13 protein-coding genes are annotated in these 16,544 nt (G+C 71.6%); 6 read left to right on the top strand and 7 right to left on the bottom strand.

All coding sequences use genetic code 11. The annotated features are described in order from the left end of the window. Positions 1 to 10 precede the first annotated feature (10 nt). From ACFY6S_RS28035 to ACFY6S_RS28025, 3 genes are all read left to right on the top strand, one after another. Positions 11 to 424: a roadblock/LC7 domain-containing protein gene (locus ACFY6S_RS28035; RefSeq protein WP_010984131.1), complete on the top strand. Its 414-nt coding sequence runs from the start codon at positions 11 to 13 to the stop codon at positions 422 to 424. 102 nt (positions 425 to 526) lie between these two features. Continuing rightward, the gene (locus ACFY6S_RS28030; protein WP_388814643.1) at positions 527 to 1,207 is read left to right on the top strand and encodes a DUF742 domain-containing protein; all 681 of its coding nucleotides are present in this window, start codon (positions 527 to 529) and stop codon (positions 1,205 to 1,207) included. After that, positions 1,188 to 1,769, top strand: a complete 582-nt coding sequence (locus tag ACFY6S_RS28025) for an ATP/GTP-binding protein (protein WP_388814645.1) — start codon at positions 1,188 to 1,190, stop codon at positions 1,767 to 1,769. Before ACFY6S_RS28030 ends, ACFY6S_RS28025 begins: the two co-directional genes overlap by 20 nt. Before the next feature lie 85 nt (positions 1,770 to 1,854). Here ACFY6S_RS28025 and ACFY6S_RS28020 read toward each other — a convergent pair whose 3' ends face one another. The 3 genes from ACFY6S_RS28020 to ACFY6S_RS28010 all read right to left on the bottom strand — a co-directional run bounded on the left by ACFY6S_RS28020 (position 1,855) and on the right by ACFY6S_RS28010 (position 6,385). Beyond that, positions 1,855 to 2,067: an acyl-CoA carboxylase subunit epsilon gene (locus tag ACFY6S_RS28020; protein WP_388814647.1), complete on the bottom strand. Its 213-nt coding sequence runs from the start codon at positions 2,065 to 2,067 to the stop codon at positions 1,855 to 1,857. 70 nt (positions 2,068 to 2,137) lie between these two features. Beyond that, a complete protein-coding gene (locus tag ACFY6S_RS28015) occupies positions 2,138 to 3,721 on the bottom strand; it encodes an acyl-CoA carboxylase subunit beta (protein WP_388814649.1) in 1,584 nt (527 codons plus the stop codon). A gap of 252 nt (positions 3,722 to 3,973) precedes the next feature. Beyond that, positions 3,974 to 6,385 (bottom strand): polysaccharide lyase 8 family protein, encoded by a 2,412-nt coding sequence (locus ACFY6S_RS28010; RefSeq protein WP_388817796.1) that lies wholly within the window; start codon positions 6,383 to 6,385, stop codon positions 3,974 to 3,976. 244 nt (positions 6,386 to 6,629) lie between these two features. Here ACFY6S_RS28010 and ACFY6S_RS28005 point away from each other — a divergent pair, with 244 nt between their 5' ends. Together ACFY6S_RS28005 and ACFY6S_RS28000 are read left to right on the top strand one after the other, a co-directional pair. Next, on the top strand, positions 6,630 to 7,835 hold the full coding sequence (locus tag ACFY6S_RS28005) for a glycoside hydrolase family 64 protein (RefSeq protein WP_388814650.1): 1,206 nt from the start codon (positions 6,630 to 6,632) through the stop codon (positions 7,833 to 7,835). Between the two features lie 183 nt (positions 7,836 to 8,018). Beyond that, the gene (locus tag ACFY6S_RS28000; protein ID WP_388814652.1) at positions 8,019 to 8,639 is read left to right on the top strand and encodes a YceI family protein; all 621 of its coding nucleotides are present in this window, start codon (positions 8,019 to 8,021) and stop codon (positions 8,637 to 8,639) included. Between the two features lie 66 nt (positions 8,640 to 8,705). Here the strand turns inward: ACFY6S_RS28000 and ACFY6S_RS27995 are convergent, their stop codons facing one another. The 4 genes from ACFY6S_RS27995 to ACFY6S_RS27980 all read right to left on the bottom strand — a co-directional run bounded on the left by ACFY6S_RS27995 (position 8,706) and on the right by ACFY6S_RS27980 (position 14,796). After that, positions 8,706 to 10,061, bottom strand: coding sequence for a hypothetical protein (locus ACFY6S_RS27995; protein ID WP_388814654.1), 1,356 nt, complete (start codon positions 10,059 to 10,061; stop codon positions 8,706 to 8,708). A 423-nt stretch (positions 10,062 to 10,484) separates the two neighbouring features. Then, positions 10,485 to 12,092 (bottom strand): citramalate synthase, encoded by a 1,608-nt coding sequence (gene cimA, locus ACFY6S_RS27990; protein ID WP_388814656.1) that lies wholly within the window; start codon positions 12,090 to 12,092, stop codon positions 10,485 to 10,487. Between the two features lie 326 nt (positions 12,093 to 12,418). Then, complete coding sequence (locus ACFY6S_RS27985) at positions 12,419 to 13,510, bottom strand: branched-chain amino acid aminotransferase (RefSeq protein WP_388814658.1); 1,092 nt, start codon at positions 13,508 to 13,510, stop codon at positions 12,419 to 12,421. 236 nt (positions 13,511 to 13,746) lie between these two features. Continuing rightward, positions 13,747 to 14,796, bottom strand: a complete 1,050-nt coding sequence (locus tag ACFY6S_RS27980) for a 3-isopropylmalate dehydrogenase (protein ID WP_388814660.1) — start codon at positions 14,794 to 14,796, stop codon at positions 13,747 to 13,749. A gap of 128 nt (positions 14,797 to 14,924) precedes the next feature. On the opposite strand from ACFY6S_RS27980, the gene ACFY6S_RS27975 reads away from it, so the two are divergent. Continuing rightward, the gene (locus tag ACFY6S_RS27975) at positions 14,925 to 16,529 is read left to right on the top strand and encodes a purple acid phosphatase family protein (protein WP_388814661.1); all 1,605 of its coding nucleotides are present in this window, start codon (positions 14,925 to 14,927) and stop codon (positions 16,527 to 16,529) included. The last annotated feature ends 15 nt before the right edge of the window (positions 16,530 to 16,544 follow it).

Below are 16,544 nucleotides of genomic sequence, written 5' to 3'. Positions count from 1 at the left end.
TGTGAGCCCGATGAGCCAGGCGGCGCAGAATCTGAACTGGTTGATCACCAACTTTGTGGACAACACCCCCGGGGTGTCCCACACAGTGGTGGTCTCCGCCGACGGACTCCTGCTGGCGATGTCCGAAGGTTTCCCGCGCGACCGCGCCGATCAGCTCGCTGCCGTCGCGTCCGGTCTGACCTCGCTGACGGCGGGGGCCTCCCGGATCTTCGAGGGCGGTGCCGTGAACCAGACCGTCGTCGAGATGGAGCGCGGTTTCCTCTTCCTCATGTCCATCTCGGACGGCTCGTCGCTGGCCGTGCTCGCCCACCCCGAGGCCGATATCGGCCTGGTGGGTTACGAGATGGCCCTCCTGGTCGACCGCGCCGGCACGGTCCTCACTCCGGACCTGCGCGCCGAACTCCAGGGGAGTCTGCTCAACTGACAGACAGTGCGCCGCTCGCCACCGCACCATTAAAGTGCGGTGGCGCGGGTGACACAGGTCCGTGGAGATCGGGCCCGGCGACCGGCAGTCGGAGGAGGAAACGTGGCTACACCCCCAGACGGGCATCCCTATGACGGCGGCCCGGGGCTTCCGGGTGAGCGTGTCCGGAACCGCTTCAACTTCCCCTCCACGCCGAGCGGTCAGGTCGGCCAGGGAGGCCACGGCGGTCAGGGCGGCGAGGACGGCGGCCCGAGCGGCGGTTACGAACCGCCCCCGCCGTCCTACCGGTCGCCGCAGCCGCCACAGCAGCCCCGGGTGCGGCCCGAGCCCCCGGTTCAGCCCCAACAGCCCTACGATCAACCGCACGAACAGCCGAGGCGCTCCCGCCCCCAGCAGGATCCGCCGACGCGCTCCCGGGAGCCCGCTCCCTCCATGATGGGCACACACAATCCGTTGGTGCGCCCGTACGCCATGACCGGCGGCCGGACCCGGCCGCGGTACCAGCTCGCCATCGAGGCACTGGTCAGTACGACAGCCGATCCGTCACAGCTGCACGGGCAGTTGCCCGAGCATCAGCGGATCTGCCAATTGTGTTTTGAGATCAAATCGGTCGCCGAGATTTCGGCGCTCCTCTCCATCCCCCTGGGTGTCGCCCGAATCCTCGTGGCCGACCTGGCGGAGGCTGGCCTTGTCGCCATCCACCAGCCAGGCGGCGAGGAAACCGGTGACACACCAGACGTGACACTGCTCGAAAGGGTGCTCAGTGGACTTCGCAAGCTCTAGCGGCGGTGCGGCCCGCTCAACCACCAGCGCGAAGATCGTGGTGGCGGGCGGCTTCGGCGTGGGCAAGACCACGTTCGTCGGCGCCGTCTCGGAGATCAACCCGCTGCGTACCGAAGCCGTCATGACCAGCGCCTCCGCCGGCATCGACGACCTCACCCACACCGGAGACAAGACCACCACCACCGTGGCCATGGACTTCGGCCGCATCACCCTCGACCAAGACCTCATCCTCTACCTCTTCGGCACCCCCGGCCAGGACCGCTTCTGGTTCATGTGGGACGACCTCGTACGCGGCGCCATCGGCGCCATCGTCCTCGTCGACACCCGCCGCCTCGCCGACTGCTTCCCCGCCGTCGACTACTTCGAAAACTCAGGACTCCCCTTCGTCATCGCCCTCAACGGCTTCGACGGACACCAGCCCTACACCCCCGACGAAGTACGCGAAGCACTCCAGATCGGCCCCGACACCCCCATCATCACCACCGACGCCCGCCACCGCGCCGACGCCAAAAGCGGACTCATCACCCTCGTCGAACACGCCCTCATGGCACGACTCCGGTAAACGTGGCTCCGGCCAGGACGAAGGCCCCCGCACTCGGTGAGGAGTGCGGGGGCCTTCGTGGTGCGCGGAGTCCGCGGCGGGGAGATCAGCCCTGCCAGCTGTGCGGGGCGCGGAAGCCGGGGGTGCGCTCCAGCCGGCGCCAGCCGGCCATGGAGCGGCCCCGGTGCGCGGCGGCGTCGGCGGTCCGCGGCCGGGAGGCGGCGCGGGCCATCAGGATCGCGGTGATGGCGGCGAGTTCCTCCGGGCCGGCCTGGCCCTTCTCGACGCGCAGCAGGGAGTCGTTCGTGGGTTCGCTCATGGAGGTCTTCTCTCCGTCTTCTCTGCGGGAGGGCGCGGTGATCACTGCCGGGGGCTGCCGTGCGCGGCGATCACTGCGGGGGGTTGCCGTGCTTGCGGGACGGCAGGTCGGCGTGCTTGGTGCGGAGCATCGCGAGCGCGCTCGCGAGCACCTCGCGGGTCTCCGCGGGGTCGATGACGTCATCGACGAGCCCGCGCTCCGCCGCGTAGTAGGGGTGCATCAGCTCGGCCTTGTACTCCTTGACCATGCGGGTGCGCATGGCCTCGGAGTCCTCGGCCTCGGCGATCTGCTTGCGGAAGATGACGTTGGCGGCGCCTTCCGCGCCCATCACCGCGATCTCGTTGGTGGGCCAGGCGAAGGTCAGGTCCGCTCCGATGGACTGCGAGTCCATGACGATGTAGGCGCCTCCGTATGCCTTGCGCAGGATCAGCGAGATCCGGGGCACCGTGGCGTTGCAGTAGGCGTACAGCAGCTTGGCACCGTGCCGGATGATCCCGCCGTGCTCCTGGTCGACGCCCGGCAGGAAGCCGGGCACGTCCAGCAGCGTGACGATCGGGATATTGAAAGCGTCGCACATCTGGACAAAGCGTGCAGCCTTCTCGGATGCCTCGATGTCCAGGACCCCGGCGAGGGACTGCGGCTGGTTGGCCACGATGCCGACGACCTGGCCGTCGATCCGGGCCAGGGCGCAGATGATGTTGCGGGCCCAGCGCTCGTGGACCTCCAGGAAGTCGCCGTCGTCGACGAGTTCCTCGATCACCTTGTGCATGTCGTACGGGCGGTTGCCGTCGGCGGGCACCAGGTCGAGCAGCACGTCGGAGCGGCGGTCGGCCGGGTCCTCGGAGGCGACGGTCGGCGGGTTCTCGCGGTTGTTCTGCGGGAGCATCGACAGGAGGTAGCGCACCTCGGCGATGCAGGTCTCCTCGTCGTCGTACGCGAAGTGCGCGACGCCGGAGGTCTCGGCGTGCACATCGGCGCCGCCGAGGCCGTTCTGGGTGATCTCCTCGCCGGTGACGGCCTTGACCACGTCGGGGCCCGTGATGAACATCTGCGAGGTCTCGCGGACCATGAACACGAAGTCGGTGAGGGCCGGGCTGTAGGCGGCGCCGCCCGCGCACGGGCCGAGCATCACGCTGATCTGCGGGATGACACCGGAGGCGCGGGTGTTGCGCTGGAAGATGCCGCCGTAACCGGCGAGCGCGGAGACGCCCTCCTGGATACGGGCGCCGGCGCCGTCGTTCAGCGAGACCAGCGGGGCACCGGCCGAGATGGCCATGTCCATGATCTTGTGGATCTTGGTGGCGTGGGCCTCGCCCAGCGCGCCGCCGAAGATCCGGAAGTCATGGGCGTAGACGAAGACCGTGCGGCCCTCGACCGTGCCCCAGCCGGTGACGACACCGTCCGTGTACGGTTTCTTGGCCTCCAGGCCGAAGCCGGTCGCGCGGTGCCTGCGCAGCTGCTCGACCTCCTTGAAGGAGCCCTCGTCGAGCAGCAGCTCGATGCGCTCGCGGGCGGTCAGCTTGCCCTTGGCTCGCTGGGCCTCGGTGGCGCGGTCGCTGGGGCCCCGGCGGGCCTCCTCGCGCAGCGCGTGCAGTTCGGCCACCCGGCCCCGGGCGTCGGCGGGCCCGCTCGGCGTCTCGTCCACTACGGTCATGTCCCAACCCTACGAACACCACCGAGGAAAGCGCGCCGTCGACTCCGCACAGTCTCCCGGCGGTATTCCTGGTGGGCCCGGACAGAACCGCACCCGATGCGGGGCCGGCCCACAGCGCGCCACCCCTACGGGTTGTAGGGATTCCCCTAGTTTCCGTGCGGACGATCTCGTCCGGGTGGTCCCGTCCGGGTGGCCCCGTCCCGCGCCGTGTCCGGGCCCAGGGGGGGCGACCGCCCGGACGGGAGCCGGCTCTCAGCGCAGTGTCACGACGCAGCCGTGGCCGGCGCCGGCCGTGCCGGGGGCGATCCTCAGCCGTACCGTACGGCCCGCTTCGAGCACCTCGACCGACGGGTCCCGGCCGGTGACCCCCCGCACCGGGCGGTCCCAGACGATCTCCAGCGGTTCTCCCGAGCGTACGGGCTCGCTCACCCTGAGTGTCGCGGTACGGCCGCGCTCCACGACGAGGACGGCCGCGGGTGCGCTCGTGGTGAGCGGTCCCGCCGTTCCGGGCCGCCAGAAGTTCGCCGCGACATATCCGAGGGAGCGGATGGCGACGGCCTGGCGGTCCGCGCTGTTGCCGAGGATCTCCAGCCAGCGCGGGTCGGCGGCGCGGGCGGCGAGGGCGCGCCGGGAGGCGCCGGGCATCAGGAGGTAGCTGTACGAGGCGTCCACCGGGTCCGTGCCGTGGTCCAGCCAGAGTGTCCGGTAGCGACGGGTCCGCCGTTCGGGTGAGCCCCCGGTGTTGATGTCGCTCCAGGCTCCCGTCCGGTCCTCCTGGAGGGTCCGCAGGTCGGCGCCGCCGGGGAAGACCCAGCCGCCGTGGCCGGCCAGATGGGCCCAGCGGGTCCGCGAACCGCGCGGAGCGTCCGTACCGCCGGGGCCGAGGGTGAGGGGGTGAGCGCCGCTCCCGCCGAGATTCCGGTTGTCCACGACTGTTTCGACGGGGACCCCGTCCGCGCAGCTGATACCGGCGCCCAGGCAGACGACGGCGTCGGCCACGCAGAACCAGGACTTGCGGGCTTCGAGCGTGGAGCCGAGCCCCTTGAGGTGCTGGCCCACGGCGGCGTACGCGCCGTCGGTGACGCCGCCGACCCACCGTACGGCCGGCCGGGGCTCGCCCCACTCGCCGCCGGCCCGGTCGGCCAGCCGCCGGGTGGAGACCGTCGTGCCGGGCAGCCGGTAGGGGTCGACCGTGGGCCAGAACCAGTCCGTGTACTGGTCGTTGCCCGTGTCGGCGCGCCACCAGTAGAGCATTCCCGCGCCGGTGTGCCAGCCGCGCGGGTTCTCGCCGTTGCCGCATTCGTAGTGCGAGATCCGGTCGGAGGCCATGGCGATGTTGGCGGCCCAGCCGGGGCGGCGGTGCACGGCGCGGTCCATCGCGGCGAAGAGCGTGTGGCCGGTCGGCTCCGGGGCCGGGGGCACCGCGCGGGCGGCGACGGCCCGCAGCCGGGCGAGATCGGCCACGTCGAACTGCGGGGCCGTGAGCACGGGCGACACGGTGTCGCGCGCGATCCACCCTTTGACCAGCGCGCTCCACCGCTCCCGTTCGGCCGGGGACGCGGCGCCCGCGAGCAGCGAGACGGCCGCGATCAGGGCCTGTCCGTGGAAGTGGTCGCCGCGCGGCACCGGGTCGTCCCCCCGTGGAACGCCCCGGCTGACGGCCCGTCCGCTGACGCTGTCCATCACCAGACCGTTGTAGATCAGCGGCGCGTAGGCGCGTTCCACGCTGTCGAGGACGAGTTGCCGGTCCGGATCGGTGACGGCCCAGGCGGAGCCGGCGAGCAGGATGAGGAGCCGGCCGATTCCGTCCAGCATGACCTGGCCGTACGTTCCGGAGTAGGCGACCGTGGTGTGCTGGACGAACGAGCCGTCGGCGTAGAGCCCGTCGCCCGTCGTCACGTACGGGAAGACGGGCGAGAGGGCGTCGCGGGCCAGGGCGATCCGCTCGGGGGCGGCGCCGAGGACACCGCGCAGCGCCACCGAGCGGCAGAGGTCGACGCGGTTGGCTCCGGTGCTGGTACCGGAGTAGTCGGTGAGCAGCCGGTCGGGGATGAAGTGGTCGACGGCGGCGTGGGCGGCGGCCCGCCGCTCCTCGGTGAGCCGGTCGTACAGGACCGCGGTGATGTCCATGAGCGGCCGGGGGCTGCCGATCTGCCACTCCCACCAGTTGCCGTAGGGGGTGGTCGAGGGGCGGTAGACCGTGGCGGCGAGGTGGTCGAGGCCGCGCACCACATCGGCCAGCAGCGCGGTGTCGCCGGTGAGTCCGGTACCGGGCTGGGCGTAGGCGCGGGTCATCGTCCAGAGCCTGGTGTAGCTCTGGGTGACGCCGGACGGCGGGTCGAAGGGCCGGTCGGGCCAGAGGTGCGTGGCGGCCGGTGCCATCGCCGTCCGCAGCAGGGCGGCCTGTCGGCCGGTGGCGGCGAGCCGGGAGGCGTAGGGCTCGGCGGCGGGGTCGTAGCCGGTGCCGAGCTGGAGATCCACCCAGCGCAGCCGCAGCTCCTCGAACGGGTCGGCGGCCGGGGACTCGGGAACGGAGGCGGAGGCCGCCGAGGCGGACCGCGCGGGGAGCGACAGGGACAGCGCGCCCGCTCCGGTGGCGGACAGCGCGGCGGCCAGGAAGGCGCGACGGGAACCGGCGGCGACGCGGGGCCGGGCGGGCGGCAGCGGCACGGAAACCTCCAGGATCGGACTCCGACGAGTGTCCGCCCCAACAGCTGTCCGGGGAGCGGCTGTTCACCGGTCCATCACATCGGACCGTGACCGGGGGCACACGCATCCCCGCCGTGAGAGCGCTCTCAGTCCCAACTCTTGACTGGTACCTCATGCGTCGCAAGAGTGGGGGGCCAGCGCAGGGCGCCTCCTCCCACACGCCGCGCCCGGCGTCCCCCCACGTATCAGGAGATCTTCCGTGATATCCCGCCGACTGTTCCTCACCGGCACGGCCGCCGCAGCGACGGCCCTCACCTACCCCGTCTGGGGAAGCGCCCTGAGCCCCCACGCCTCGGCAGCCCCGGAGACCTGCGAAATCGCCCTCCAGAACAAGTCGTTGTCCGGTTCGGTCCACGCCTACGTCACCGGACACGACGCCGCGACCGACGGCTGGGTGCTGCTGCGCGCCGACGGCAGCGTCTACCGCCCGGAGTCGCCCGGCGCTCCGCAGACCCCGCTCCCGGTCGACTGCGCGATCCCGCTGAACCCGGCGGGCGGCGAGCCGGTCGTGCTGACGCTGCCTCAGATGTTCGGCGCGCGCGTCTACTTCGTACGCGACGACAAGCTGGACTTCTTCCTCAACCCCGGCCCCTCGCTGGTCGAGCCGGCGTTCGCGACCGAGGCGGACCCGAACTACGACCGCACCTGGTCCTTCTGCGAGTTCACCTTCAACTCGGACCAGCTCTACTCGAACATCAGTTACGTCGATCTGGTGACGGGGCTGCCCATCGGCATCACCCTGGAGGGCGACGCCACCCACACGGTCGCCCCGCTGCCGGAGGGCGCCCTCCAGAAGATCGCGGACGGGCTCACCGAGCAGGCCGCGGTCGACGGCCATCCGTGGGACAAGCTGGTCCTGCGCGGCGGCGACGGCAAGGTGCTGCGGGTGATCTCGCCGCAGAACCTGGCGGGAGAGACCCCGTTCCAGAACGTCTTCGACAGCTATGTCGACCAGGTCTGGGAGAAGTACCGCTCGACGGATCTGACCATCGACCTCCAGGGCGGCCGGGGCGTCTTCACCGGCCGGGTCAGCGGCGACACCCTCACCTTCAACGGCGGCCACACCTTCGCCAAGCCGACCTCGATGGACATCTTCACCTGCAACAGCGGCCCGTTCGCCAACAACCCCGACGACTCGGACGACAAGAAGGGGCTGCTCGCCCGGCTCGGGGCCGCCTTCAACCGCTCGACGGTCCTCAGCCACGCCGACCAGCCGAACGGCGCCACGGCGGCGGACTACTACCAGGACCCGGTCACCAACCACTTCGCCCGGGTGGTGCACGCCCATACGCCGATCGGCTACGCCTTCCCGTACGACGATGTCCAGCCCGACGGCCAGCCGGACGTCTCGGGCGCGGCCCACGACGGCAATCCGCGCCGCTGGACGGTGACCGTCGGCTCCTGAGCCCCGGCCGCGACGGCAGGCCAGGACCTCGCGCACGGCGCCCCGCTCCCCCGGACCGACCGGTGGGGGCGGGGCGCCCGCGTGTGCGGCCCGGACCGGACGGAGCCATGTTGTTGAAGTTTGAACGAGACTGCGTTACGGTCAATCTCGTTGAAGCTTAAACAATTACTCGCAGGAGGAATCATGGCTCTCTTCGGCCGCAGGAACGACAGCTCCACCACCGCCACCGCCGCCCGTGAGGTGGACCCGGCGCTGGCCGCGCTCACCGGCGAATACACCATCGACGCCGCGCACAGCACGATCGGGTTCACCGTCCGGCACGCGATGGTCACCAATGTGCGGGGCTCGTTCGGGGAACACGAGGGCCGGCTGAACCTGGACGGCGCGAACCCGTCCGCGTCCACGGCCTCCATCGACGTGTCGATCGCCAGCGTCGACACCGGCATCGCGGACCGCGACGGTCATCTGCGCGGCGGTGACTTCTTCGACGCCGACACGTACCCGAAGATGACCTTCCGCTCCACCTCGGTCGAGCAGATCGACCCGGAGACCTACCGGCTCACCGGCGACCTGACGATCAAGGACGTCACCAAGCCGCTCACCATCGACCTGGAGTTCCACGGCTCGGCCACCGACGTGTACGGCAACGAGCGCGTCGGCTTCGAGGGCAGCGCCACCATCCTGCGCTCCGACTGGGGCCTGACCTGGAACGCGGCGCTGGAGACCGGTGGCGTGATGGTGAGCGACAAGGTCAAGCTGGGCTTCGACATCTCCGCGATCAAGAAGGCTGCGGTCGCCGCCTGATCCCCCGGCGGCCGGGGGACGGGCGCACGGGGGCCGGGGGCCGGGGCCCTCCGGCCCGGGACGGCCTCAGAAACCGCCCCCGCCGAAGTCCCCGCCGCCGCCGAAGTCCCCTCCCCCGCCGTCTGAGCCGAAGCCGCCGCCGAAGTCGCCCGGGTCGAAGTCCGCGCCCGAGTAGTCGCCCCCGCCGAAGCCGGAGGCGTCACCGCCGCCGAAGTCCGCGGCGTAGGCCGGGCTGGCCATCATCGAACCGAGCATCGTCCCCACCAGCAGCCCCGGCAGCAGGCCACCGCCGAAGTACCCGCCGGCCCACGGCCCGTACGCCGGACCCGCCTCGTAGTAGGGGCGCGGGCCCTGGTCGGTCGCCACCGTACGCACCGCCGGGTCCTCGCCGTCCGCCAGCCGCGCGGCGTCGGCCGCGCAGACCGGGACGGTGCGCGGCGTCCCGGCGGGCGGGGACCACTGCGCGTCGGTCGTCGAGGGGCCGTGGCGCGGGTCGAAGAAGCACGGCGAGCGCCGCTCGGGAAGCGGGGCGCCCCGCCTGCGCGCGGCCAGCGTGGCGAGGGAGAACCGGCCGTCCTCCAGCGCCCCGGTCACCGCGCGTACGTCGTCGGGCCGCCGGGCGGCGCCCATCAGGGACTTCGCGTTCTCGTACGCGTCCAGGGAGTGGGCGTAGTCCGCGCGCATGGCGTCGTCGGCGCCCGCCTCCGAGGGGTGGAAGTCGAGCCGGTCCAGCTCCTCGCCGAACGCCGTGATGTCCTCGTCCACGACGACCCGCAGCTTCTCCAGAGCCTCCCGCTCCCGCTCCGCCTTCTTCCGGCGGTTCCTGCGCGTGACGGCGTAGACGCCCGCGCCGCCCACCACGGCGATCGAGCCGAGCACGATGAGGCCGGCGGCCGAGTCGCCGCCCGCGTCCGATCCCGACGCGGTGCCCCACGACTCCGGGGCCTTCCCCCGGGCCTGCGGGAGCGCCTGGTCCACGAAGTTGTTCAGCTCGGTCACGGCGTCGACCGGGCCGCCCGACCTGACCGAGTCGGCGAGATTGCCGACGGCCTGCCGCGACATCACCGCGCGGTCGGCGCTGGCGCCGAAGGAATCGCCGAGGCGGATCGCGTACAGCCCGGTCACCCCGGTCCGGGTCCGCACCGACCGCAGCACGCCGTCCTTCGGGAACTCGGCCGTGGCGGGCAGGACGGCCACGAAGACCGGCTTTCCCGCGTCCTTGATCTTCTTCGCCAGGGCCTCGGCGTCGGCCGCCGGGAGCTGGGACGCGGCGCGGGGGTCCACATAGACGGGCCCCTCCTTCAGCGCCGCCCCCACGGCCGCCGGACCGGTGTCGGCCGACGCGCCCGGCGCCGCCGCGACGGCGGTGGCGCACAGGACGAGAAGCAGCCCCGAAAGTGTGGAAATCAGCCTCGACCTCATACCCCGACGCTACCCGAAGCGGCGGCCTACCGGAGGGATGGAGGACGCCCGCGGCCGGCGGAAGACCGGGGGCGCCTCCGGCCGCCGGCTGAAGGCGGAGAACCACGGCACGTACGCGGACTGCTTCGTGAAGTGTCTCCGGGGCTACCGCGACCAGGGCGCCCCGTCGACCACGTCTCGGTGCGGCACGAGCCGACGTGCCGCTCCGGCTACCCGTCGACGAGCTGGAACGGCTCGGGGCTCGCCTACTTCACCAGGGGCGAGCCGCTGCCCGAGCTGCGGAGCGCCCGGACGTGGCCGACAACGCGGCGGTCAACGGGGCGCGCGCCCAGATCTGGACCCGCACCGGAGCCGCCAACCGGAAGTGGCGGCTCCGGAGCCGACCGGCGGGCCCGGGCGGACAGCGCCCCGGGCCGGACCGGTTCACTCCGCCGGTTCGACCCCGGCGCGCAGCAGTCCGTAGGTGTACGCGTCCTCCAGCGCCTGCCAGGACGCCGCGATGACGTTCTCGCCGACACCGACCGTGGACCATTCGCGGCCGCCGTCGCCCGTGGTGATCAGGACCCGGGTGGTGGACTCCGTGCCGTGCCTGCCTTCGAGGATGCGGACCTTGTAGTCCACCAGCTCGAACTTGGCCAGCTGCGGATAGATCCGCTCCAGGCCGATCCGCATGGCCCGGTCCAGCGCGTTGACCGGGCCGTTGCCCTCGGCGGTGGCGACGATGCGCTCGCCCTTGGCCCACAGCTTCACGGTGGCCTCGTTGGCGTGCGTGCCGTCGGGCCGGTCCTCGACGATCGCGCGCCAGGACTCGGTACGGAAGTAGCCGCGTACCCGGCCCTCGACCTCCTCGCGGAGCATCAGCTCGAAGGAGGCGTCGGCCGCCTCGTACGTGTACCCCTTCAGCTCACGCTCCTTGACCCGGCCGACGACCCGGCCGACCAGATCGCGGTCGCCGCCGAGGTCGATGCCCAGCTCCTTGCCCTTCAGCTCGACGGAGGCGCGGCCCGCCATGTCGGAGACGAGCATCCGCATGGTGTTGCCGACCAGTTCGGGGGCGATGTGCTGGTAGAGGTCGGGATCGACCTTGATCGCCGAGGCGTGCAGCCCGCCCTTGTGGGCGAAGGCGGAGATCCCGACGTACGGCTGGTGCGTGGAGGGGGCGAGGTTGACGATCTCGGCGACGGCGTGCGAGATCCGGGTCATCTCGGCGAGGGAGCCCTCGGGCAGGACGCGCTTGTCGTACTTCAGCTCCAGGGCGGCGACCACCGGGAAGAGGTTGGCGTTGCCGACCCGCTCGCCGTATCCGTTGGCGGTGCACTGGACGTGGGTGGCGCCCCCGTCGACCGCCGCGAGGGTGTTGGCGACGGCGCAGCCGGTGTCGTCCTGGGCGTGGATGCCGAGCCGGGCTCCGGTGTCGGCGAGGACGGTGGAGACCACGGCCTGGATCTGCGCGGGCAGCATCCCGCCGTTGGTGTCGCAGAGGACGACCACATCGGCGCCCGCCTCGGCGGCGGCCCGTACGACGGACTTGGCGTACTCCGGGTTGGCGCGGTAGCCGTCGAAGAAGTGCTCGCAGTCGACGAAGACCCGGCGGCCCTGTTCGCGCAGGTGGGCGACGGTGTCGCGGACCATCGCCACGTTCTCGTCGAGGGTGGTGCGCAGCGCGAGTTCGACATGGCGGTCATGGGCCTTGGCGACCAGCGTCACCACCGGGGCGCCGGACTCGACCAATGCCCTGACCTGGGGGTCCTCGGACGCCTTGGCGCCCGGCCGCCGGGTGGAGCCGAAGGCGACGAGCCGGGCGTGCCGGAAGTCGATCTCCTGCTGGGCGCGGGCGAAGAACTCGGTGTCCCGGGGGTTGGCGCCCGGCCAGCCGCCCTCGATGAAGCCCACCCCGAAGTCGTCCAGATGCCGGGCGATGGCCAGCTTGTCGGCCACCGTGAGGTTGATGCCTTCGCGCTGTGCGCCGTCGCGCAGCGTCGTGTCGAAGACATGAAAACTGTCGTCTGTCTCCGGGGACTCTGTGGTCATGGTGGTTTGCTCCTGTCGAGTGGAAGGTCTCGCTCCACTTGCCCCCATCATCGCGTGCCGCCCGTTCCCGGCCGGGGTGGGGCCGGAAAACGAAAAAACCCCTCGCGGGTGCGAGAGGTCTGCGCGCGGGTCTGGGGCACGATGGCCGCGCCGTACGGATGGTACGGAGCGGTCACTGCGGACCGGCGCGCTTGCTGCCGATAATCATGGCGAACGAAAGCACGGGGCGATTTTCGCATGTCTCACGCGTGCCGGTACGACCGTCTCACGATGCGGGCGTACGACCGGGTGGCCCGCACCCCTTCCCGGGTGCGGGCCACCGGGGTTCAGCCCAGTTCGTGCATCCAGCCGTGGGCGTCGGCGGCCCTGCCGGTCTGGATGTCGAGCAGGGCCTCGCGCAGCCGCAGGGTGACCGCGCCGGGCTCGCCGCCCGACTGGGTCCACTCGCCGCTCGCCGACTTGACGTCGCCGACCGGGGTGATCACCGCGGCCGTACCGCAGGCGAAGACCTCGGTGAGGGTGCCGTTCTCGGCGTCGCGGCGCCACTGCTCGGTGGAGATCCGGCCCTCCTCCGCGGTGTAACCGAGGTCGCCGGCCAGTTTGAGCAGCGTGTCGCGGGTGACGCCGGCCAGCAGGGAGCCGTTGAGTTCGGGGGTGACGATCCGGTCCCCGTACACGAAGTACAGGTTCATCCCGCCCATCTCCTCGACCCAGCGGTGCTCCACCGCGTCCAGCCAGACCACCTGGGCGCAGCCCTTCTCCGCCGCCTCGGCCTGCGCCAGCAGGGAGGCCGCGTAGTTGCCGCCGGTCTTCGCGAAGCCCATGCCGCCCGGGACCGCGCGGACGTAGTTCTCCGAGAGCCAGACGGAGACCGGCTCCACGCCGCCGGGGAAGTAGGCGCCGGCGGGCGAGGCGATGACCAGGAAGAGGTACTCGTTGGCCGGCCGGACACCGAGGCCGACCTCGGCCGCGATCATGAACGGGCGCAGATAGAGGGATTCCTCCCCGCCGTGCGCCGGCACCCACGCCTTGTCCTGCTGGATGAGCGCGTCGCACGCGGCGAGGAACGTCTCGACCGGCAGCTCGGGCATGGCGAGGCGGCGGGCGGAGCTCTGGAAGCGGGCGGCGTTGGCCTCGGGCCGGAAGGTGGCGACGGTGCCGTCGGGGCGGCGGTATGCCTTGAGCCCCTCGAAGATCTCCTGCGCGTAGTGCAGGGTCATATTGGCCGGGTCGAGCGAGAGCGGGCCGTACGGGACGAGCTGCGCGTCATGCCAGCCGCGCCCCTCCGTCCACCTGATCGTCACCATGTGGTCGGTGAAGTACCGGCCGAACCCGGGGGCGGCCAGGATCGCCTCGCGCTCCGCGTCGGACAGCGGGCTGGAGGAGGGCTTGAGTTCGATCGTGGTTGGCGTGGTCATGAATACTCGTCCTTCACCGGTTGTGTGTGACGGACCGTGCTCACACCGCTACGCCTACGAGGACGTCCGAGCATTCCTGTGTGCCGCGGCCCACCTCGATTATCACTCGGGAGGGCTGGACGGGAACGTGTGGGTGAGTGCGGTCCGAAGTTGATGGTGTCACCCGGCGGCCGCACCGCACAGCGCAGCCGCCGGGTTCCTGGGGGACCCGGCGGCTGCGTGAGGGAGTCGGCGGGTCAGCTCGCTACTCGTACGACGAGCGCGTCACCGATCTGGTCGGTCGTACGCGCGGCGGCCGCCGCGTCGTCGCGCCCGGCGAGGTCGGCGGCGACGGCCTCCTCGATCCGGACGGCCTCGGCGTCGAAGCCGAGGTGCCGCAGCAGCAGGGCGACGGAGAGGATGGTGGCCGTGGGGTCGGCCTTCCCCTGGCCCGCGATGTCCGGGGCCGATCCGTGGACCGGCTCGAACATGGACGGGAAGGTGCGGTCCGGATTGATGTTCGCGGACGCGGCCAGGCCGATGCCGCCGGTCACGGCGGCGGCCAGGTCGGTGAGGATGTCACCGAAGAGGTTGTCGGTGACGATCACGTCGAAGCGGTCGGGCTGGGTGACGAAGAAGATCGTCGCCGCGTCGACGTGCAGATAGTCGGTGGTGACCTCGGGGTACTCCTGGCCCACGCGGTCGAAGATGCTCTTCCACATGTGGCCCGCGTAGACGAGGACGTTGTTCTTGTGGACCAGCGTCAGCTTCTTGCGGGGACGGGAGTCGGCCCGCTCGTACGCGTCGCGCACGACGCGCTCCACACCGTACGCCGTATTGAGGCTGACCTCGGTGGCCACCTCGGCGGGCGTGCCGGTGCGCAGGGAGCCGCCGTTGCCCGTGTAGGGGCCCTCGGTGCCCTCGCGCACGACGACGAAGTCGATCTCGGGCCGGCCCGCCAGCGGGGTCGCCGTGTGGGGGAACAGCTTCGACGGACGCAGGTTCACGTAGTGGTCGAAGGCGAAGCGCAGCTTCAGCAGCAGTCCGCGCTCCAGGACGCCGGACGGTACGGACGGATCGCCGATCGCGCCGAGCAGGATGGCGTCGTGGCCCTTGAGCGCGTCGAGGTCCGCGTCCGGGAGGGTCTCTCCGGTGCGGTGCCAGCGACTGGCGCCGAGGTCGAACTCCGTCGTCTCCAGCTTCACGTCCTGGGGAAGGACGGCGCTGAGGACCTTGAGGCCCTGGGCCACGACCTCCCGGCCGATACCGTCACCGGGGATCACTGCGAGACTGAGGCTGCGAGACATGACGGCAGCCTAACGCCCGTCCCACCCCATGACACGGTACGTCCATTCTGTGGACACATTGCGATTCGGTCGCCCACTGGACGCCGGGGCTCCACGCCGAAGCCATCCGGCGGTGCGACGGTCGGGTCATGGAATCTCCCACTCCTCGGGTCGGCATCCCCGGCCCTCTCGCCTCCCGTATGACCATGCCGGAGCAGCACGAGTATCTGCGGAGCCGGATCGGCCGCCGCGGCCTGCTGCGCGCCGGGACACTCGCCGCCGGGACGGTGGCGGGCGCCGGGCTGCTCGGCTCCAGCGGCGCGACCGCGCAGCAGCCGGCGGCGGGGCGGGCCGCGACCGCCTCGCCCGCCTTCCTGCCGTCGTCGGCCGCCACCCGGGTGGACGGCTCCCTCGTCGCCCCCTTCGGCCGCCATCTCGCCTTCGGCTCCGACCCCAGGACCCGGATGACGGTCTCCTGGCAGGTGCCGCTCCCGGTGCGGAACCCGTATCTGCGGATCGGGACGGAGCCCTGGGACCTGAGCCACCGGACCGGGGCCGAGGTACGGCCGCTGCACACACCGTCGCTGACGGCGAAGCTGCCCGCCGTCGACCAGTACTATCTGCACGCCTCGCTGGAGCGGCTGCGCCCCGGCACGACGTACTACTACGGCGTCGGGCACGACGGCTTCGACCCGGCGGACGCGCGCCGCATCGGGACGGTGGGCAGCTTCCGCACGGCCCCGGCGCACGCCGAGCCGTTCGTCTTCACCGCCTTCGGCGACCAGGGGGTCTCCTACGACGCCCTCGCCAACGACCAGCTGATCCTGGGTCAGAACCCGGCCTTCCATCTGCACGCGGGGGACCTCTGCTACGCGGACGCCAACGGCCAGGGGCTGCCGACCGACGTGTACGACGCGCGGGTGTGGGACCAGTTCCTGGCGCAGACGGAGTCGGTCGCCGCGCGGGTGCCGTGGATGGTGACCACCGGCAACCACGACATGGAGGCGTGGTACTCCCCGCACGGCTACGGCGGTCAGAACGCGCGCTGGACGCTGCCGGAGAGCGGGCCCGACCCGGAGAAGTCGCCGGGCGTGTACTCGTTCCGGTACGGCAATGTGGGCGTGGTGGCGCTGGACGCCAACGACGTGTCGCACGAGATCCGCGCCAACACCGGCTACACGGACGGCGCCCAGACCCGCTGGCTGGACAGCCGGCTGGCCGAGCTGCGCGCGGACGGGGACATCGACTTCCTCGTGGTCTTCTTCCACCACTGCGCCTTCTCCACGACGAACGCGCACGCCTCCGACGGGGGCGTGCGGGACGCGTGGGTGCCGCTGTTCGACAAGCACGGCGTCGATCTCGTCGTCAACGGCCACAACCACGTGTACGAGCGGACGGACGCGCTGCGCGGCGGCGCCGTCGGGCGCCGGGTGCCGATCGGCGCGTCCGTCAGCTCGGTGCGGGACGGCATCGTGTACGTGACGGCGGGCGGCGCGGGCAAGGCGCTGTACGACTTCCCGGTGAAGGACAGCTACGAGGGCCACGTCGCCGACCTGGAGAGCGTGCACACCTACCACTGGGCGGCGGGCGGCGCGAAGGCCACCGAGACCGTGGAGTGGTCCCGGGTGCGCTACACCGGCTTCTCGTTCCTCGCCGTCGAGGTGACGACGGGGCACCGCCCCGAACTGCGGGTCTCCGCGCTGGCCGAGTCCGGCCGGCGCGTCGACCACTTCACGGTCACCCGCACCCGCTGACGGCGGTCGCCCACC

Origin of the sequence: Streptomyces sp. NPDC012835 (genome assembly GCF_042900885.1) — a bacterium.
GTDB lineage: Bacteria > Actinomycetota > Actinomycetes > Streptomycetales > Streptomycetaceae > Streptomyces.
This window is presented reverse-complemented; position numbering and strand designations above follow the sequence as displayed.

What these genes read in the sequence shown, in the direction of transcription:
- ACFY6S_RS28035 (WP_010984131.1), top strand. Translation starts at nt 11, where the DNA reads ATGAGCCAGGCGGCGCAGAATCTGAACTGGTTGATCACCAACTTTGTG.
- ACFY6S_RS27975 (WP_388814661.1), top strand. Translation starts at nt 14,925, where the DNA reads ATGGAATCTCCCACTCCTCGGGTCGGCATCCCCGGCCCTCTCGCCTCC.
- ACFY6S_RS28020 (WP_388814647.1), bottom strand. Translation starts at nt 2,067, where the DNA reads ATGAGCGAACCCACGAACGACTCCCTGCTGCGCGTCGAGAAGGGCCAG.
- ACFY6S_RS27995 (WP_388814654.1), bottom strand. Translation starts at nt 10,061, where the DNA reads ATGAGGTCGAGGCTGATTTCCACACTTTCGGGGCTGCTTCTCGTCCTG.
- ACFY6S_RS27980 (WP_388814660.1), bottom strand. Translation starts at nt 14,796, where the DNA reads ATGTCTCGCAGCCTCAGTCTCGCAGTGATCCCCGGTGACGGTATCGGC.
- cimA (WP_388814656.1), bottom strand. Translation starts at nt 12,092, where the DNA reads ATGACCACAGAGTCCCCGGAGACAGACGACAGTTTTCATGTCTTCGAC.
- ACFY6S_RS28000 (WP_388814652.1), top strand. Translation starts at nt 8,019, where the DNA reads ATGGCTCTCTTCGGCCGCAGGAACGACAGCTCCACCACCGCCACCGCC.
- ACFY6S_RS27985 (WP_388814658.1), bottom strand. Translation starts at nt 13,510, where the DNA reads ATGACCACGCCAACCACGATCGAACTCAAGCCCTCCTCCAGCCCGCTG.
- ACFY6S_RS28015 (WP_388814649.1), bottom strand. Translation starts at nt 3,721, where the DNA reads ATGACCGTAGTGGACGAGACGCCGAGCGGGCCCGCCGACGCCCGGGGC.